The organism is Brevibacillus migulae (assembly GCF_004521915.1).
GTDB lineage: Bacteria > Bacillota > Bacilli > Brevibacillales > Brevibacillaceae > Brevibacillus_F > Brevibacillus_F migulae.
The window spans coordinates 84,748-101,536 of sequence record NZ_SDKD01000020.1; the positions used below are offsets into that span (position 1 = coordinate 84,748).

General features: G+C 50.8%; 16 protein-coding genes. 4 read left to right on the top strand and 12 right to left on the bottom strand.

The window, feature by feature from the left end:
- The first annotated feature begins 173 nt into the window (after positions 1 to 173).
- A complete protein-coding gene (locus EIZ37_RS20145) occupies positions 174 to 1,721 on the top strand; it encodes a catalase (protein WP_235828126.1) in 1,548 nt (515 codons plus the stop codon).
- Positions 1,722 to 1,789: 68 nt separating this feature from the next.
- On the opposite strand, the gene EIZ37_RS20150 is transcribed toward EIZ37_RS20145, so the two are convergent.
- The 3 genes from EIZ37_RS20150 to EIZ37_RS20160 all read right to left on the bottom strand — a co-directional run bounded on the left by EIZ37_RS20150 (position 1,790) and on the right by EIZ37_RS20160 (position 4,890).
- Positions 1,790 to 2,980 (bottom strand): pyridoxal phosphate-dependent aminotransferase, encoded by a 1,191-nt coding sequence (locus EIZ37_RS20150; protein ID WP_134686563.1) that lies wholly within the window; start codon positions 2,978 to 2,980, stop codon positions 1,790 to 1,792.
- Complete coding sequence (gene hisC / locus EIZ37_RS20155; protein ID WP_134686564.1) at positions 2,961 to 4,049, bottom strand: histidinol-phosphate transaminase; 1,089 nt, start codon at positions 4,047 to 4,049, stop codon at positions 2,961 to 2,963. Before hisC ends, EIZ37_RS20150 begins: the two co-directional genes overlap by 20 nt.
- Before the next feature lie 136 nt (positions 4,050 to 4,185).
- Positions 4,186 to 4,890 carry a pirin family protein gene (locus tag EIZ37_RS20160; RefSeq protein WP_134686565.1) on the bottom strand — a complete coding sequence of 235 codons (705 nt, stop codon included), beginning with the start codon at positions 4,888 to 4,890 and terminating at the stop codon, positions 4,186 to 4,188.
- A gap of 114 nt (positions 4,891 to 5,004) precedes the next feature.
- Here EIZ37_RS20160 and EIZ37_RS20165 point away from each other — a divergent pair, with 114 nt between their 5' ends.
- The gene (locus tag EIZ37_RS20165; protein ID WP_134686566.1) at positions 5,005 to 5,322 is read left to right on the top strand and encodes a hypothetical protein; all 318 of its coding nucleotides are present in this window, start codon (positions 5,005 to 5,007) and stop codon (positions 5,320 to 5,322) included.
- A gap of 23 nt (positions 5,323 to 5,345) precedes the next feature.
- Here the strand turns inward: EIZ37_RS20165 and EIZ37_RS20170 are convergent, their stop codons facing one another.
- Positions 5,346 to 6,761 carry a sigma-54 interaction domain-containing protein gene (locus EIZ37_RS20170; protein WP_235828122.1) on the bottom strand — a complete coding sequence of 472 codons (1,416 nt, stop codon included), beginning with the start codon at positions 6,759 to 6,761 and terminating at the stop codon, positions 5,346 to 5,348.
- A gap of 179 nt (positions 6,762 to 6,940) precedes the next feature.
- Between EIZ37_RS20170 and EIZ37_RS20175 the strand changes: the two genes are divergently transcribed.
- Positions 6,941 to 8,134: an ornithine--oxo-acid transaminase gene (locus EIZ37_RS20175; protein WP_134686567.1), complete on the top strand. Its 1,194-nt coding sequence runs from the start codon at positions 6,941 to 6,943 to the stop codon at positions 8,132 to 8,134.
- A gap of 69 nt (positions 8,135 to 8,203) precedes the next feature.
- On the opposite strand, the gene EIZ37_RS20180 is transcribed toward EIZ37_RS20175, so the two are convergent.
- On the bottom strand, positions 8,204 to 8,743 hold the full coding sequence (locus tag EIZ37_RS20180) for a 1,2-dihydroxy-3-keto-5-methylthiopentene dioxygenase (protein WP_134686568.1): 540 nt from the start codon (positions 8,741 to 8,743) through the stop codon (positions 8,204 to 8,206).
- Between the two features lie 285 nt (positions 8,744 to 9,028).
- Between EIZ37_RS20180 and EIZ37_RS20185 the strand changes: the two genes are divergently transcribed.
- Positions 9,029 to 9,412, top strand: coding sequence for a VOC family protein (locus EIZ37_RS20185; protein ID WP_134686569.1), 384 nt, complete (start codon positions 9,029 to 9,031; stop codon positions 9,410 to 9,412).
- Positions 9,413 to 9,462: 50 nt separating this feature from the next.
- Here the strand turns inward: EIZ37_RS20185 and EIZ37_RS20190 are convergent, their stop codons facing one another.
- From EIZ37_RS20190 to EIZ37_RS20215, 7 genes are all read right to left on the bottom strand, one after another.
- Positions 9,463 to 10,434 (bottom strand): carbohydrate kinase family protein, encoded by a 972-nt coding sequence (locus tag EIZ37_RS20190; protein ID WP_134686570.1) that lies wholly within the window; start codon positions 10,432 to 10,434, stop codon positions 9,463 to 9,465.
- A gap of 56 nt (positions 10,435 to 10,490) precedes the next feature.
- Complete coding sequence (locus EIZ37_RS20195; RefSeq protein WP_167569050.1) at positions 10,491 to 12,155, bottom strand: DUF4179 domain-containing protein; 1,665 nt, start codon at positions 12,153 to 12,155, stop codon at positions 10,491 to 10,493.
- Positions 12,152 to 12,562: an RNA polymerase sigma factor gene (locus EIZ37_RS20200; protein WP_235828124.1), complete on the bottom strand. Its 411-nt coding sequence runs from the start codon at positions 12,560 to 12,562 to the stop codon at positions 12,152 to 12,154. The genes EIZ37_RS20195 and EIZ37_RS20200 overlap by 4 nt, the downstream gene beginning before the upstream one ends.
- Positions 12,469 to 12,711, bottom strand: coding sequence for an RNA polymerase sigma factor (locus tag EIZ37_RS26465; RefSeq protein WP_235828128.1), 243 nt, complete (start codon positions 12,709 to 12,711; stop codon positions 12,469 to 12,471). Before EIZ37_RS26465 ends, EIZ37_RS20200 begins: the two co-directional genes overlap by 94 nt.
- 162 nt (positions 12,712 to 12,873) lie before the next feature.
- Entirely contained in the window at positions 12,874 to 14,784 is a 1,911-nt protein-coding gene (locus EIZ37_RS20205) for a PTS fructose transporter subunit IIABC (RefSeq protein WP_134686572.1), read from the bottom strand.
- Between the two features lie 15 nt (positions 14,785 to 14,799).
- Entirely contained in the window at positions 14,800 to 15,714 is a 915-nt protein-coding gene (gene pfkB / locus EIZ37_RS20210; protein ID WP_134686573.1) for a 1-phosphofructokinase, read from the bottom strand.
- Positions 15,711 to 16,463, bottom strand: coding sequence for a DeoR/GlpR family DNA-binding transcription regulator (locus EIZ37_RS20215; protein WP_134686574.1), 753 nt, complete (start codon positions 16,461 to 16,463; stop codon positions 15,711 to 15,713). The genes pfkB and EIZ37_RS20215 overlap by 4 nt, the downstream gene beginning before the upstream one ends.
- Positions 16,464 to 16,789 lie beyond the last annotated feature (326 nt).

Genomic DNA, 16,789 nt, shown 5'->3' on the forward strand with positions numbered 1-16,789 from the left:
CGTACTGCAAAATACTTGTTTATGCAAGTATTAAATATCTCGACCATATTTTGCTAATAATATCCACTGTTCATACTTAAAAGCGAGGAGTGTCCTGACTCATGACGGAAAACAATCGGCAAGATTCCACCGGAACGGCAGTGACTGGCGCCGGCAGTTCCCATGATCGACGCATGGGCGATGGGGAAACGGAAACCACACTGACCAACCGGCAGGGCCATCCCATCTCGGATAACCAAAATGTACGGACGGTCGGCAACCGGGGGCCGACAACGCTGGAGAATTACCACTTCCTGGAGAAGATCACTCACTTCGACCGTGAACGCATCCCGGAGCGTGTCGTCCATGCGCGGGGTGCAGGCGCCCATGGCTATTTCGAAGCCTACGGCAAGGTAGGGGATGAGCCTATCGCGAAATATACCCGTGCCAAGCTGTTTCAAGAGCCCGGAAAACGAACCCCTGTCTTTGTCCGCTTCTCCACCGTTGTCCATGGCGGCCACTCACCGGAAACCTTGCGTGACCCCCGAGGTTTTGCCGTGAAGTTTTATACGGAGGATGGCAACTGGGATCTGGTCGGCAACAATCTGAAGATCTTTTTCATTCGCGACCCGCTCAAATTTCCAGACATGGTGCACTCCTTCCGCCCTGACCCTGTCACCAACCTGAATGATCCGGAGCGCATGTTTGACTTCCTGTCCCTTTCTCCCGAGGCCACCCATATGGTCACCTTTGTCTTTTCCCCATGGGGGATTCCCGCCAACTATCGGCAAATGCAAGGCTCCGGCGTCAATACATACAAGTGGGTGAATCAGGAAGGACAAGCGGTTTTGGTCAAATACCATTTCGAACCGCTCAAGCAAGGGATCAAAAACCTGAAGCAATCTGAGGCGGATGAGATTCAGAAAGTCAACTATAGTCATGCTACCCAGGACCTCTACGAAGCGATCGAGCGCGGCGATTATCCGGAGTGGGAATTCTGTGTGCAGATCATGAGCGACGATGAGCATCCCGAGCTTGACTTTGACCCGCTTGATCCAACCAAGCTGTGGCCTACGGACAAGTTTCCGTTTCTCCCAGTCGGAAAAATGGTGCTGAACAAAAACCCGGACAATTACTTTGCGGAAGTGGAGCAGGCTGCTTTTGGCACCGGCGTCCTGGTCGACGGCCTTGATTTCTCCGATGACAAGCTGTTGCAGGGCCGGACGTTCTCCTATTCCGACACACAGCGCTATCGGGTAGGGACCAACTATCTGCAACTCCCGATCAATGCGCCGAAAAAGCACGTGGCGACCAACCAGCGAGATGGACAAATGACTTACTTTGTGGATCAGGCTCCCGGGCAAAATCCGCATGTGAACTACGAGCCGTCCTCCCTCGGCGGATTGAAGGAGGCTGCCGAATCCGGAAAAGAACATCAACCTGCCTACAATGCAAAGCTGGTGCGACAAAAAATCGACCGCACCAACGATTTTGCCCAAGCTGGCGAAACTTACCGCAGCTTCGAGGAGTGGGAACGGGAAGAACTCATTTCCAATCTGGTCAATGCCTTGAAGGTATGCCGCAAAGATATTCAGGATCGCATGATCGATCATTTCACCAAGGCCGATCCTGACTACGGCCGCAGAGTCGCTGAAGGACTCGCTCAGGCGAACGCCGCTTCAGCTGCCGACAAGGCCGTCAATAAAGCAGAACGGATGGGTCACGAGGCAGACCCTTATTAAATCGAAAAGCCCCTCAGTGCACGTTGGTCGATACGACCGGGTGCATCCCGAGGGGCTTTCCCTTTTATCTATTTGGTGAACGATTCGTACAATGCCTTGAATCGATCGCGTGAACGCTCAATTTGTTCAAATGGCACGCTGTAGGACAAGCGGAAGTAACCCTTTCTGCCAAATCCGCTGCCCGGCACGATGAGGATGCGGTGTTTCTCTGCCGCGATCTGGCAAAACTCCACATCGTCTTCGATCGGTGTTTTTGGGAAGATGAAGATACCTCCATCCGGCGAGACAAAGGAGAAGCCCGCTTCCCGCAAAATCTCTGCCATCGCATCCCGGCGCTTGCGGTACTCGGTCGGCTCTACCGTCAGTGACTCCATGCGGGCGATGGCACGCTGCATAAACGACGGCGCATTGACAAAGCCCAAAATGCGATTGGAAAACACGAACGCTTTGGTCAGCGTATCGGCCAGCTCCATGTCTGCCGGCACGCCGATATAGCCAAGCCGCTCGCCTGCGATCCCTAAGTCTTTACTGAAAGAGCTGACGACAATCGTGTGCCTGTAGGATTTGCACGGATTTGGCGGCACGACATCATACACGAGCTGTCCGTATGGATCATCGTAGCACAGATATATCGCATGCCCGTATTCCGCTTCTTTTTTCGCCAGAAGCGCACCCAATGCATCCACGCTCGCTTGCGTCAGCACGGTTCCCGTCGGATTATGCGGCGAGTTGAGGATGATCGCTTTCGTCTTCGGAGTAAGACAAGCCTCCACCTTTTCCGCATCGATCTGGAAGACCTCGTCCAGCTCGCAATGGACAGCCTTGCCCCCGTGATTCTCCACATAGTAATCGTACTCCACGAAATACGGCGTCAAGAGAATGACCTCGTCTCCCGGATTCAGGATGCTTTTCATCACTACATTCATCCCGCCGCCTGCTCCGACGGTCATGACCACTGTGGATGCAGAGAACGTTTTGCCAAAACGCCCGGTTAAAAACTCCGCCACTTTTTGGCGCGTTTCCGGCAGCCCTTGATTCTCGATATAACGGTGCAGCCCTGGTGCCGGACTCTGCAAGATATCGATCAAAATATCATGCAGCTCCTGCGGCGGATCGACAATCGGATTGCCGAGCGAGAAGTCAAACACCTCGTCTTCGCCATACTGCTTCTTCAATTTGATCCCTTCTTCAAACAGCTTGCGAATCCAGGAGCCTTGCTCCACTTTACGCTGCAGGTAATCAGATATCATCAGTTTCACCCTTTCTGGCGTTTTCACATATGTCGCGGACAATCCGCAAAAACTGGTCCATCTCTTCATCCAGGCCGATGGTGACCCGCAGATAGTTATCAATCCGCGGCTGGTTAAAGTAGCGTACCAGTACGCCGGCCTCCTTCAGCTGGGCGAACAGGCTGCTCGCCGGATGCTCCGGATGTGTGATGAAGATGAAATTGGCGCTGGATTCGACGACTCCGAAGCCGATTGTCTGCAGCGCTTCCGTCACACGGGTGCGGGTCTGTATGATCGCATTTCTCGTCTGCTCGAAATAGGCTTCATCGGTAAACGCAGCAACCGCCCCGACAAGCGCTAACCGATCAAGCGTGTAGGAATTGAAGCAATTTTTCACCCGCTGCAAGCCCTCGATCAATTCCTCGCTGCCGATCGCAAACCCGACGCGCAGACCAGCCAGCGACCGGGATTTGGACAGCGTCTGGATCACCAGCAGATTGGGGTATTCCTGCACATACGGGATCATGGACTCTCCGCCGAAATCGATATAGGCTTCATCAATGATGACGATGCGGTCCGGATGCATGTCGAGCAATTGTTTGATATCATCCGCCGCTAGCGCTTTTCCTGTCGGCGCGTTCGGATTCGGGAAGATGATCCCGCCATTGTCTTGCGAAAACGGCTCGATCGACATCTGGAAATCGTCCTGCAGCGGCACCAACTGATACGGGACGCGAAACATTTTGGCGTACACTTTATAAAAGCTATAGGTGATATCCGGGAAGAGGATCGGCTTCGCCGGATCAAAAAAAGCTTGGAAGGCAAATCCGAGAATCTCATCCGAGCCATTCCCGACGAACACCTGCCCCGCTTTGACCTGATGGACTTCTGCGATCTTCGCGCGCAGCTCGTCGGCATTCGGATCCGGGTATAAGCGCAGGTCTCCGTTGGCAGCCTGCTGGATCGCTTGCAGGACCAGCGGCGATGGCGGAAACGGATTTTCATTTGTATTTAGTTTGATATAGCGTTTGTCCTTGGGCTGTTCTCCCGGTACATATGGATCAAGCTCATTTACAAAAGGGTTCCAATATTTGCTCAACTCGGCTAGCTCCTCTCCGGTAAACCTAATGATTCTCTATCTCCCTTGGAACTTCGGTACGTTTTTCCGTTTTTCCTCCTCCCTCTGAAAAAAGAAAGAGGCGATCAGGTCCATACCCAACCACCTCAAAAGCTTATTACGGCAAATCGATTAACATGATTGAAGCGCCAACAGTTGTCGCAATCGTCAGCTCTGTCACATCGGTGATCCTCGCAGCATCCCGCTTCTTGAGAGAAGTCTCCTGATTCAGGGCAACCTCCCCCTCGATGACAAACAGGTAGATTCTGCGATCCTCTTTTTGCGTAAAGGTAATCGATTTCCCCGCATCGAGGTCAGACAGATACAGCGTCAGATCCTGGTGGATAAACACCTCGCGATCGGATTGCGGGGCACCGGAAATCACGGTCAGCAGCTGATTCTTCATGGCCTCTTGATCGTACTTCTTTTGCTCATACGATGGTGCAAGCCCCCGCTCGGCCGGCATGAACCACAGCTGGAGAAAATTAAGCTCCTCCGTGGCAGAGGAATTGTACTCCGAGTGTATGATGCCTGTTCCTGCTGTCATCCGCTGCACTTCTCCGGGCCGCAAGATTTCCGAATTGCCGGTGCTGTCCTCATGCTTGATCTCGCCCTTCAAGACGACAGAAACAATCTCCATGTCGCGGTGAGGATGAGCGCCAAACCCTTTCAACGGTTGGACAACATCATCATTAAACACACGGAGCGGACCAAAGCTGACATTTTGCGGATCATAAAACTCGCCGAACGAAAAACTAAAATTGCTTTTCAGCCAACCGTGATCAGCTGTAAACCGCGATTCTGCTGGATATACTTGTATCATGACTCCGCCTCCATTAGGTGCGTAAGGTAGGTGCCTTATTTAAACTTACTTTTCGTAAGTATCATACTGTGCTATAGTTACTTTTGTCAAGGAACATACGAAGGAGGAACTCCCATGCCTACACGCCTCGATCTGCTCATCAAGCATATGGTCGGCAGCAGACCCTTTTTGGAAACCACCAAAACTCCCGTGCCGTTTACGATAGAAGAACGCTCCGGAGGCTGGCTGTTCACCATCCACCTCACCGATCAACAAATCATTGCGGACATTTTGGAAAACCGCATGGAGCTCAATCTGTTTGTGGTGGAGACGCATGACGATCTGCCTGTCCACAAATGGTGGTATTACTCCAAAGACGGAGACGTGTCCTATGATGAGCAACAAAGCGCTCTGCTTATTTTTGCCGACTCCAGGATGGGTTATCAAGCTTGAATGACTCTGCCCTCATCGCGGGGTCATTTTTTCTTTTCAATGCCGTACTTTTTCATCCGGTACTGCAGACTCTGCCTGCTCATGCCAAGCAGCTCTGCAGCCCTGGTGATATGGTATCCCGTCTTGCGCAGGACCTCCTCCATCTGTTCGCGTTCATGCTGCTGATACGAGCTCCTGATTTCCGCCAGCACGGATGTGGGCTGAGCTGCTCGGTCCGGGATGTCGCGCTGCTCCCTGCCGCCCACCCGCTGGGCATGCCGCTTCACATGCGCAGGGATGTGCTTCGCTGATATCAACGTCTCATGTACGATCAAATTCATGGCTCCCTCGACGACATGCTGCAGCTCCCTTACATTCCCCGGCCATTCGTAGCCAAGCAGCTGCTGGAGAAGCGATTCCTCCATCCCAGTCACTTTCATGCCAAACAGCTGGTTGTACACCCCGATGAAATGCTGGAGCAGTACCGGAATATCCTCTGCACGTTCACGCAGCGGCGGGATAAACAAATTCACCACGCCCAATCGGTAGTACAAATCCTTGCGCAGCAGATAGCTGGCAATCGCTTCAATCGGGTCCATGCTGATCGTCGCCAGCAAGCGTACATCAAATCGCTGGTCCTTGGTGTCCCCAATCCGACGCACCGTCTTCTCCTGGATCACACGCAGGAGCTTGGCTTGCAGGGTCAGGCTTAACGAGTCCAACTCATCCAAAAAAAGCGTTCCTCCATCGGCCAATTCAAACAATCCCGGACGATCGACTGCTCCCGTAAATGCCCCGCGCTTCGTACCGAATAAAATGCCTTCCACCAAATGCTCGGGCAGCGCCGCACAGTTTTGCGAGAGAAAGGGCTTGGCGGCACGCTCGCTTTCGTAATGGATGCTTTGCGCAAACATTTCTTTTCCCGTACCCGTTTCTCCGATGATGAGAATGGATGAGCTCGTACGGGCCGCACGCCGGGCAATCTCGATCGTCTCTTTGATCGCTGGGCTTTCCCCTACGATATCTTGAAAAGTATGGCGTTTCGGCTCTTTGGTTTTGGCATTCTCGCTTTTTACTTTTTCCAGCTGGGTCACGTCCGTGGCGATCTCAATCGCACCGATGATCTCCCCATTGTCATACAGTGGATAAGTGGAGTTCACTGTGGTGATCTGCTTGCCATGCTTATTAAAATAGCTTTGCTTCACATCCGTCGTCGTTTTTCCTTCGGAGAGCGCCAGCAGCAGCGTGCTTTCCTGCTCCTGTGAAAAGGCAAACAGTTGGGTCATATTTTTGTGCAACACTTCTTCGATCGGCATCGATTCGATCTCGGACATTTTCCGGTTGTAAATGACCGTTTTTCCGGTCCGGTCAACGACATGAATGCCTATGGATACATGATCGACTAAAAACGAAAATACATGATTCATCAGTACGTCTGGCTGTGCTGCTCCGCGGTCCATTTGCTTTCAACACCCTCAGGCAAGTTTTTTTGCATTATAGCATAATTCTTTTGCGCAATCGCCAAAAGTTTTTGCGCTTACTTTTTGCTAGCACGGCCGACCATCCGATCCATGCGTTCCCCTCTTGCTGGCACGCTCCTTGCATCTTCTTTTTTCGAATACTCATCCAGGAGGTTTCTATGACTGCACATACGCATTCCATCATTGAACAGACCGAAAAATACGGTGCCACCAATTACCTTCCGCTCCCGATCGTGATCTCCAAAGCGGAGGGCGTATGGGTGGAAGACCCCGAAGGCAATCGTTATATGGATATGCTCAGCGCCTACTCGGCATTGAATCAAGGCCATCGCCATCCCGCGATCATCCGAGCGTTAATCGAACAGGCCGGCAAAGTGACCCTTACCTCCCGCGCCTTTCACAATGATCAGCTGGGCCGTTTTTATGAGAAGCTCGCGCAGGTGACCGGTAAAGAAATGATCTTGCCGATGAACACCGGCGCAGAGGCGGTAGAGACCGCCATCAAGGCTGCACGCCGCTGGGCCTATGATGTCAAAAAGGTGCCGGAAAACATGGCGGATATCATCGTATGTGAAGGCAATTTTCACGGACGCACGATCACCGTTACCTCCTTCTCGACGAGCGAGGAGTACCGCCGCGGCTTTGGCCCGTTCACGCCAGGTTTTACCGCCATTCCGTACGGAGACATCGAAGCGCTGCGCCAAGCCATCACGCCTCATACCGCTGCCTTCCTTGTCGAACCGATCCAGGGGGAAGCAGGCATCATCATCCCTTCCGAAGGCTTCCTGCGTGAAGCGCGGGAGCTGTGCAGCCAGCACAATGTGCTGTTGATCGCCGATGAGATTCAGACCGGCTTTGGGCGCACCGGGAAAATGTTCGCCTGCGAATGGGAGGATGTCACGCCTGATGTGTACATCATGGGAAAAGCATTGGGCGGCGGCGTCTTACCGATCTCTGCAGTAGCCGCAAATAAGGAAGTTCTCGGTGTGTTTGAGCCGGGGTCCCATGGTTCCACCTTTGGCGGCAATCCGCTGGCATGCGCAGTAGCGACCGCAGCACTCAATGTCATCGAAGAAGAGGATTTGGTCAAACGTTCGTTTGAATTGGGGGCTTATTTGAAAGAGCGTCTTCAGCAGCTAACTCATCCGAGCATCCGTGAGATTCGCGGCCGCGGTTTGTTTATCGGCATCGAGCTGACCGAGCAAGCTCGCCCTTATTGTGAGCGCCTGAAAGAGCTCGGGCTTCTGTGCAAGGAGACACATGATACCACCATCCGCCTCGCGCCACCGCTCGTGATTACAAAAGAAGAGCTGGATTGGGCCCTGGAACGGATTGAGCAAGTGCTCTCTTAGGGCTTTCTTCGTGGATAAGAAAGGCTCCCTTGTAGCGACCTACAAGGGAGCCTTCACTTTTCAACCTACTTATTTTTGAAAGGCAGGATCTTCGTACGGATGCGCGATCCATCCTTCTGTCTCAATGAACAGACGAACCGCTACCACTTTCTTGTTTTCCATCAGCGTGAAGAAGTGTGGATTGTTCTCGGGAACCGAGATCACATCTCCCGCTTCCAGCTCGACGTCGAAATAACCCACCTCATCATCGCCTTTAATGATGAAGATGCCGTTACCAGCGGTGATCGCACGCACTTCATCTTCGGTATGTGTGTGCACCTGCTCGAATTTTTTCAACAGTTCTTCGATATTTGGCGTGCTTTCGGACAGAGCTACGATGTCCCAGGTACGGTAGCCGCGGCGTTCTGCCAGATCACGGATTTCGGCATCATAGGTTGCCAGGATCGTATTTTTTTCCTCATCGGAGAGGATAAACTTATCTTTCAGCTCTTCCGGAAGCTTGTTGGCATCCCAATGCTCATACAATACACCATATTTCTCTAAAAATTCTTTTACGTTTTCCTGTCCGGAAATACGTTCATCGGTTTTGCGAATACGAATTTCTGCCATTTTCCTTCATTCCGCCTTTCTGCCTTTACCTTTAGCTATATCTTACTAGTTTGCACGAAAAAAATCGTGTTAATTTTTGCACTTTTTTTCGTGCGACTCTCCATAAAACATACCTGTTTACTAGGAATTAAACACCTTCCAGCCACCGCTGTCAACCTTTTTTACTGAAACATAAAGCATACGCTTCGCGAGGCCCTCCCCTTGATACAGCAATCTTGACAACTTGGAAGGGAGTGATTTTATTATAGTATCATTATCCAAATACGAAATGGGGTTGGCAGGGAAATGGCAAAGAAGCGGATCGATCATGTAGGAATGGTTGTGAAGGATTTTGAAAAGAGCATCGCCTTTTACCAGACAATGGTGGGCTTCGAGCTGAAAGGGAAAATCACCCACACCAATGGCGTATTTCAGTTAGCTTTTCTTGGATTTGGCAATTCCGATGAAACCGAGCTGGAGATCATCCATGGGTATAACGACAATCTGCCTTCCGAGGGGAAAGTCCATCATTTCGCTGTGCATGTCGATAACCTCGAGGAAGAATATGAACGCGTCAGCAAGCTCGGTGCCCTGTTCGTGGACAAAGAGATCGTCACCCTGCCAAACGGGTATCGCTACTTCTTCATTTATGGTCCGGACGGAGAATGGGTGGAATTCTTCCAACGGTAAACCGGTTAACAAGAACAAGCCACTTCGTGAAGACAGTGGCTTGTATGCTTTTATTCCGTTGTCATCAACCGGATCACCTCAGCCTTGCCAGGCAAAGCGCTCATCGCTCCCTTACCCGTCGTGGTGATCGCGCCGCATGCATTCGCAAACGAAAGAATTTGCGCATGCTCCTGAATCAGGGTCTCTGCCAGCGTTTGCTGATCGGCCTGTCTCTCGAGCAGCTGGTAAAGCACCGCCCCGATAAACGCATCCCCCGCCCCCGTCGTATCCTGCACGCCTACCTGGTATCCCGGCGAGGAAAAGGCCTTACCTTTCACAAAAAGGTCCGCTCCCGCTCCTCCCTTTGTATAGAGCACCGCTTTCACATCGCCTGTAAACAACGTATGAATCGCTTCTTCAGCATCGGTTACACCCGTGAGAAAAGGCAGTTCTTCGTCCGACACCTTGACGAGATGAGCCATCGGCAAAAATTCGAGAATCGCCTTCTTGCAATCGAGCGGACGCTCCCACAGCGGCAAGCGCACATTCGGGTCGAAGCTGATGATCGCACCGCCGGCTTTTGCCAATTGGATCGCCTTGCGATGCGCATGCTTCATCGGGCTTTCCACCAAATCGACGGAGCAAAAGTGGAGGATGTCGCCCTGGGAAAACCAATGCGCCTCAATCTCTTCTTCCGTCAGCAGCAAATCAGCAGAAGGCTGCCGGTAGAAGGAGAAATCTCTCTCCCCGTCTTCCTTTAAGGATACAAAGGCAAGGCCTGTCTTCGCTTCTGCGGTTCTTTTGATCTGATCCGTCGCGACCCCGGCCTGCTGCAGCTGTTCTAGCAGAAAGTCACCGAAAGCGTCCTGGCCCAGCTTCGTGATCATCGAAGCCTGCCCCCCAAGCTTGGCGACGGTTGCCGCTACATTGGCGGGAGCACCCCCGGGCGCCCGTTCAAACGAGAACACATCTTTCAACGCCGCCCCTTTTTGCAGCGGAATAAAATCGATCAATACTTCTCCTATCGCATACAAGGTTCCCATGCTTTCCCCTCCTCCCTTCGATCATTTCGCATCCGGGGTGGAGTGTCAATTCTCTTTTATTCTTTTGCCTGAGGAATCGGTACCTCCCAGCCGAGGTTGTCGATTTCTTTCCAATACGTTTGCAGATCAAGCTTCAGTGGACCATTCACCTCAGTCAGATCCTTGATGATGAGAACCTGCTTTAGGTGATGCTTTTCACCTATTTTCCCCCCCAATTCCGAACGTGAATAATCAGACTTCACCTCGTAATGGTTCCCCTTTGCATCATAGAGGTTCCAATAATGGGGAAAATCGTCGTCGTCCTCTGGCGTGATCCCTTCCAGTTCAATCTCCCATGCGGGCTCATTGGTTTCCGGATCCGTCCCTTTTTTCATTCCTTTCAGCGTATAACTTCTGCCCAACTCCGGATACTCCTTGGTAATCGGCCCTTTTTCAAGCTGCTTTGGATCCAATTCCATGAAAAAGTTTGCTCGATCCCTTACCTTCACCGAATCCAGGATGAAGGTCAATTTTTCTGATTCGGGCCCGGGTACATACGCCGCTAAATAAAGCCCTTTCCCTTCTTCGGTAGACTTTACCGGATTAAAATAGATCAAGCGATTTTGATCGATTGGCCCTCTCTGGGAATCGGCGACGGTACGCCCTTTTTGATCCACGATCCGGAAAGAGAATTGCATTTCCCCGAGAAGTCCGATGTCTTGTTCTTTCATTTGCAGTGTGGACGCCATCGAACGGATTCTTTCCATTTCTTTTTTCGTCCGTTCTGACGTAATATCCAAGCGGACCGCGCTCGGTGAATACGTCACTTTGTTCAGTACAAAGTCATAGCCTGCCGGGGATTTATAGCTCTTTTCCATTTGCTCTGTCTTGCTTGCCGCCAGACTCTTCGTCAAGTTCACGGGAATATCCATCTTCCAGTTGACGGGACTGCCTTCTTTGGACCCGTATTTGCGAATATCAAAGTGGACGATCACATCATCCGGCGGATTTTGCAGCGTGAACATGAAGTCTGCATAGCCAGCTCCTTGCTGAAAACTGACTCCTTCATCGATTATGTTTCCGTTTTTATCCATGATGTTGACCTTATTGTCTTCCCAATAAGGGATGAACAAATTAGGCAAGATCTTGCCATGCGAATCCTCCAGTGTATAGGACACCACCAAACGATTGGTATCGGCAATGATGTCCTTTATCCGAAACGTTACCCCGTTGGACGTGACAGCCTTATTGATCGGTGTAGAATATCCCTGCTCGGCTGCCTTTTTCAAGCCTTCCTCTCCGCCGATGCGGCTAATGAAGGATGAAATATAGGCAGCAAATGTTGGAGACAGATACATGCCCAGTGCCATGGAAAAGCACAATCCGAGCACAAGCGATAGGGCGATCGTGCGCATACGCTGCCGGCTTTTGGGCAATCTTCGTCCTGTCTGAGGGAATGAGTGTGCAGCTGGCGGCATACCGGCCTCAGCTTGTGCCAATGGTGATTGTGCCGCAGGTTGATAGGGGGTTAGTTGCTTCACCAATTGGTCAGCAAAATCCTCAGCGAGTGCGGGGGCATTCAACACCTTCTTCAGCATCACGGTTTCCTCCTCGAGCAACGCTAACGCTTCCGCACAACGAGCACATGTTAACAAATGTGTTTCCAGTTCCATTTTTTGCGCAGATGTGACTTCGCCATCCAGATACGCCAGCAGTTGTTTTTGACAATCGTGGCATCTCATCGGACCGCCCCCCTTTCCATAGTAGCCTGATAGCATTCCCGCAGCTTTACCCGTGCACGATACAGACGCACCTGCACGGTATTCGTCGGCAAATTCAGCATTTCCCCAATCTCCTGACAGCTGAGGTCATGGACGTATCTCAGCAGCAAGACCAGGCGATACGACTCGGGCAACTCATCGATCAGATGGTGCAGCTCCCTTTCACTTTCCTTTCTCAAATAAATCGTTTCCGGGCTCCGTTCTTCAAAACGTACACCGTCATCCACACTCTCTTGGAGGTTTTCAATCATCCGTTTTTGCTTCCGCTGCGCGTCTATGCACAGATTAATCGCGATCCGGCAAAGCCAGGTGGAAAAGGCGTGTGTCGGGCTGTAGCTTTGAAATAGTTGTAGGCCCTGATAAAACATTCTTGCGTCAAATCCTTAGCATCCTCCGGCCGGTTCACCATCCGCAACAGAAGGGCGTATACTTTGTTTTTGTATTTGTTGATGATGTGCGTATATGCCTGCGTATCCCCTTGCAACACGAGGCTGATCCACTCCTGATCTTCTTCCATGCTTGTTCCTCCTTCTCCCTTTTTTTCATTCACTTCTTATACCTTGGTTTGAGAGGATCCATTACAGAAAAGCCAAATTTATTTTTACCTGTAACATTTTTCCTAGCAAGACAAAAAAACCGCCAACGATCTTCCATCGCTGGCGGCTTCGTACATAAACCTTTAATTCGCTATATCTTTTTTCAACACTTTAATCATCAACGCCGTCACCGCGGTACCGATGAGAATGGACACAATATACATGCCGACATTCCCTACCACCGGCAATACGAACAGTCCCCCGTGAGGCGCGGGCAAGGTAACTCCGAAGGCCATCGACAAACCGCCAGCCACCGCAGAACCCACCATAATGGACGGAATCACCCGTGTCGGATCGGCTGCTGCAAAAGGAATGGCACCCTCGGTAATAAACGATGCGCCCAGCACATAAGCCGTCTTCCCGGCTTGACGCTCTTCCTCGGTAAACTTCTTCTTAAACAAAGTCGTGGCCAGTGCCAAGCCTAATGGAGGCGTCATACCCGCCGCCATAATCGCCGCATGTGGACCGTAGTTACCGTCTGCAATCATCGCGATCCCAAACGTAAAGGCTGCTTTGTTTACAGGACCGCCCATGTCAAACGCCATCATCGCTCCCAACACAATTCCCAGAATGATCGCATTGCCCTGGCCCATGTTTTTTAGCCAGTCACTCAGTGCTGCATTCGCTGCTGCGACCGGATCGGATACCACATAAATCATGATAAAGCCGGTAAACAAGATCCCGAACAGCGGGTAGAGCAGCATCGGTTTGATCCCTTCCAACGTCTCAGGCAAACCTGCAAAAAGCTTTTTCAAGCCAACCACGATATAGCCAGCCAAGAATCCGGCAATCAGCCCGCCTAAAAATCCGGCCCCGGACGATGCCGCCAGCATACCGCCCACCATCCCTGGCGCAAAACCCGGACGGTCCGCAATACTTTTCGCAATAAAGCCTGCCAATACAGGAATCATGAGTGCAAATGCATTTCCGCCACCAATATCCATCAACGCTTTTGCCAATGGGTGGAAGGACGGATCGTTCGGATCGGATGCTTTGATGCCAAACATAAAGCTGAGCGCGATAATGATCCCGCCACCCACAACAAACGGTAGCATGTTGGATACGCCGTTCATCAGATGCTTGTAAATCGGATTTTGCTTGCTTTTGTTCTCCGCTTTCGCAGCCTGAATTTTGTCCTGGTAGCTTTGTCCTCCTGCGCCATAGACGCTGCCTTCTTGTTTCGCCGCACGTTCAAGCAAGCTTTGAGCGTTGCGAATGCCTTGCGCGACAGGCACTTCGATCACCACTTTACCTGCAAATCTCTCCATCTCCACCTGTTTGTCTGCAGCTACAATCACAGCGGTAGCTTCCGCAATGTCCTCAGCCGTCAGCTTGTTTTTTACACCGCCGGAGCCATTGGTCTCGACCTTGATCGTGATCCCGAGCTCTTCCGCTTTCTTCTTCAACGCATCCGCTGCCATGTACGTATGCGCAATACCGGTTGGGCATGCGGTCACCGCCACTACTTTGACGGTTGAGGCTGCTGGTGCAGGTTCACTTGAAGCGCTTTCATTTCCACCATGAATCTCCAGCTCTTTGCGTTGAACGATATCCAGCACCTGTTCTTTTGTCTCGGCCTTCAGCAGTTCTTGGCGAAAAGACTCGTCCATCAGCATTTGCGACAGCTGCGCCAGTGTTTCCAAGTGTGCCTGGTCGGCATCCTCCGTCGCGGCGATCATGAAGAACAGATGTGCTTTTTGCTCATCCAGAGAGTTGAAGTCTACCCCTTCATGCGATAGGCCAAATGCGATGCTGGGGATCTTGACGGCAGCTGTCTTCGCGTGTGGAATGGCAATCCCTTCGCCAATTCCTGTGGAGCCTTGGTTTTCCCGTGCCCAGATCGCCTTTTTCATTTCCTCTTTATCCTGCAAACGGCCTGCTTCATGCAATTTCTCGATCAAACGATCCAGAGCTTCTTCCTTTGTCGCAGCGGATAAAGGAAGAAGGATCGTATCAAGCTTGAGCAAATCAACGATTCGAATCTGATTTCCCATGAAAATGACCCCCTTCTAAGCCATTGAAGTTATCGTAACGTTTGGTAAAAACGCAGCGATCTTTTCTTGTGTGCAAAAACCTTCGGACAATGCGGTTGTACTTCCCGCCGCTACCGCAAAACGAAAAGCTTCCTCGGCCTTCCAGCCTTTTGTATGCGCATATAAGAAGCCGGCTACCATCGAGTCACCTGCCCCAATGGAGTTGACTGCTTTGCTGCTCGGAATACGGGCGGCGAAAGTTCCTTGTTCACTGACAAACACTGCGCCTTGATCCGCCATGGAGACAATGACGTTTTGCGCTCCGCTTTCCAACGCAAGTCGGCCATATTTCGCAGCGTCCTTCATCGTCTCAATCGTGGTACCAAACAGCTCACCCAATTCATGGTGATTCGGCTTGATCAGAAAAGGTTTTTCCTGCAAACCACTTGCCAGTGCCGCTCCCTTCGCGTCCAAAAACAAATGGATCCCCTTGTTTCGAAGCCGTTCCATGATGTTCTGGTAAATATCAGCCGGCACACTTTTCGGAACACTTCCCGCAAGGACCAGGTAATCTCCTCCTTGCAGTTGATCAAGCTGATCGAGTAATTGCTGCAAGGCAGATTCGGGAATCTCTGGAGATAGTCCGGTAATGTCTGTCTCGTCCTCCGCTTTTATTTTGATATTGATGCGAGAGTCCTGCTCCACGCGAATCAATTGATGCAAGATCCCTTCCTGCTCTAATTCCTGCTGGATAAAGGTGCCTGTAAACCCGCCGATAAAGCCGAGTGCAGTACTATCCGTTCCTAAAATGCGCAAGACCTTGGATACGTTAATGCCTTTTCCCCCTGCCGTTTTCCACTCTTTTTGCGCGATATTGATCGTTCCTTTATCCAGCGCAGAAAGACTCACATGGTAATCGATCGAGGGATTCAGGGTTACTGTGTAAATCATAATTTCACCACTTTTAGATTTGTTAGCTTGCTGTACTCTTGCTGGTCTTCCTCGTACAAACCGTCATCGGTGATCACTGTTATTCCTCGCAGATCAGCTACTTTGGCAAATGTCACGCCAGAAAACTTTTCGGAGTCGCACAAGACATAGCGTTCATCCGAGAACTGCAGGGCCAGCTGTTTTACATAGGCCTCGTCCGGATCGGGAGTTGTCAAACCATGATGCTTATCAATCCCGTTTATCCCCAAAAAGCATTTATCAAAACGATATTGACCGATCGATTTGATGGCTTCCCTGCCGACCACTGACAATGTAGCCGCTTTCAATTCACCACCAAGCAAGATGGTCTTGATGTTTCTTTTGATCAACTGCAATCCGATGTCAGGACTGCTGGTCACAACGATGATATTCCCGGGCAAATAAGGCAGCATTTGATTGGTAGTCGTACCGGCATCCAGGAAAATGGAGTCACGTTCTTTCACCAAGCTGGCAGCATATTTGGCAATGGCTATTTTTTGCTGCTCGTTTTTGACTGCTTTTTCAAGTATGGTCGGTTCTTCTATTTTATTCTGTAATGCTGTTGCCCCACCGTGAATGCGTTTTAAGAGGCGCTGCTCTTCCAACTCACTTAGATCACGCCGGATAGTCGATTCCGATGCACCAGTTGTATCAACGAGTTCTTGAATCCTGACAACCTCTTTTTCCTTCAGCAAAGACAAGATTAATTGATGACGTTCAGGAGTTAACATGGTGCCTCCTTTCCATGTCCACTGCTATCTATCCCGTTCTCGATTTTGATTATACAACACTAACCTTTCATAAACAACCAAAATCATTCAAATTCATTCATTTTTCGATCAAAAACAGTCATCTATTGACTCAGTATTGTTTTTTTCGCCATCAACAAAAAAGTCAGCACACATTCATCCTCTTAATGCGTACTGACTTATCAACAAAAAAACCATCCGCCTGTGGATGGTTTGGTCGTTTGTCCCTTCAAAACTGGATACGCAAGGCATTTTGCTAAAAGGATGTGTTGTGGATAAGTCCTCGACCGATTAGTATTCGTCAGCTC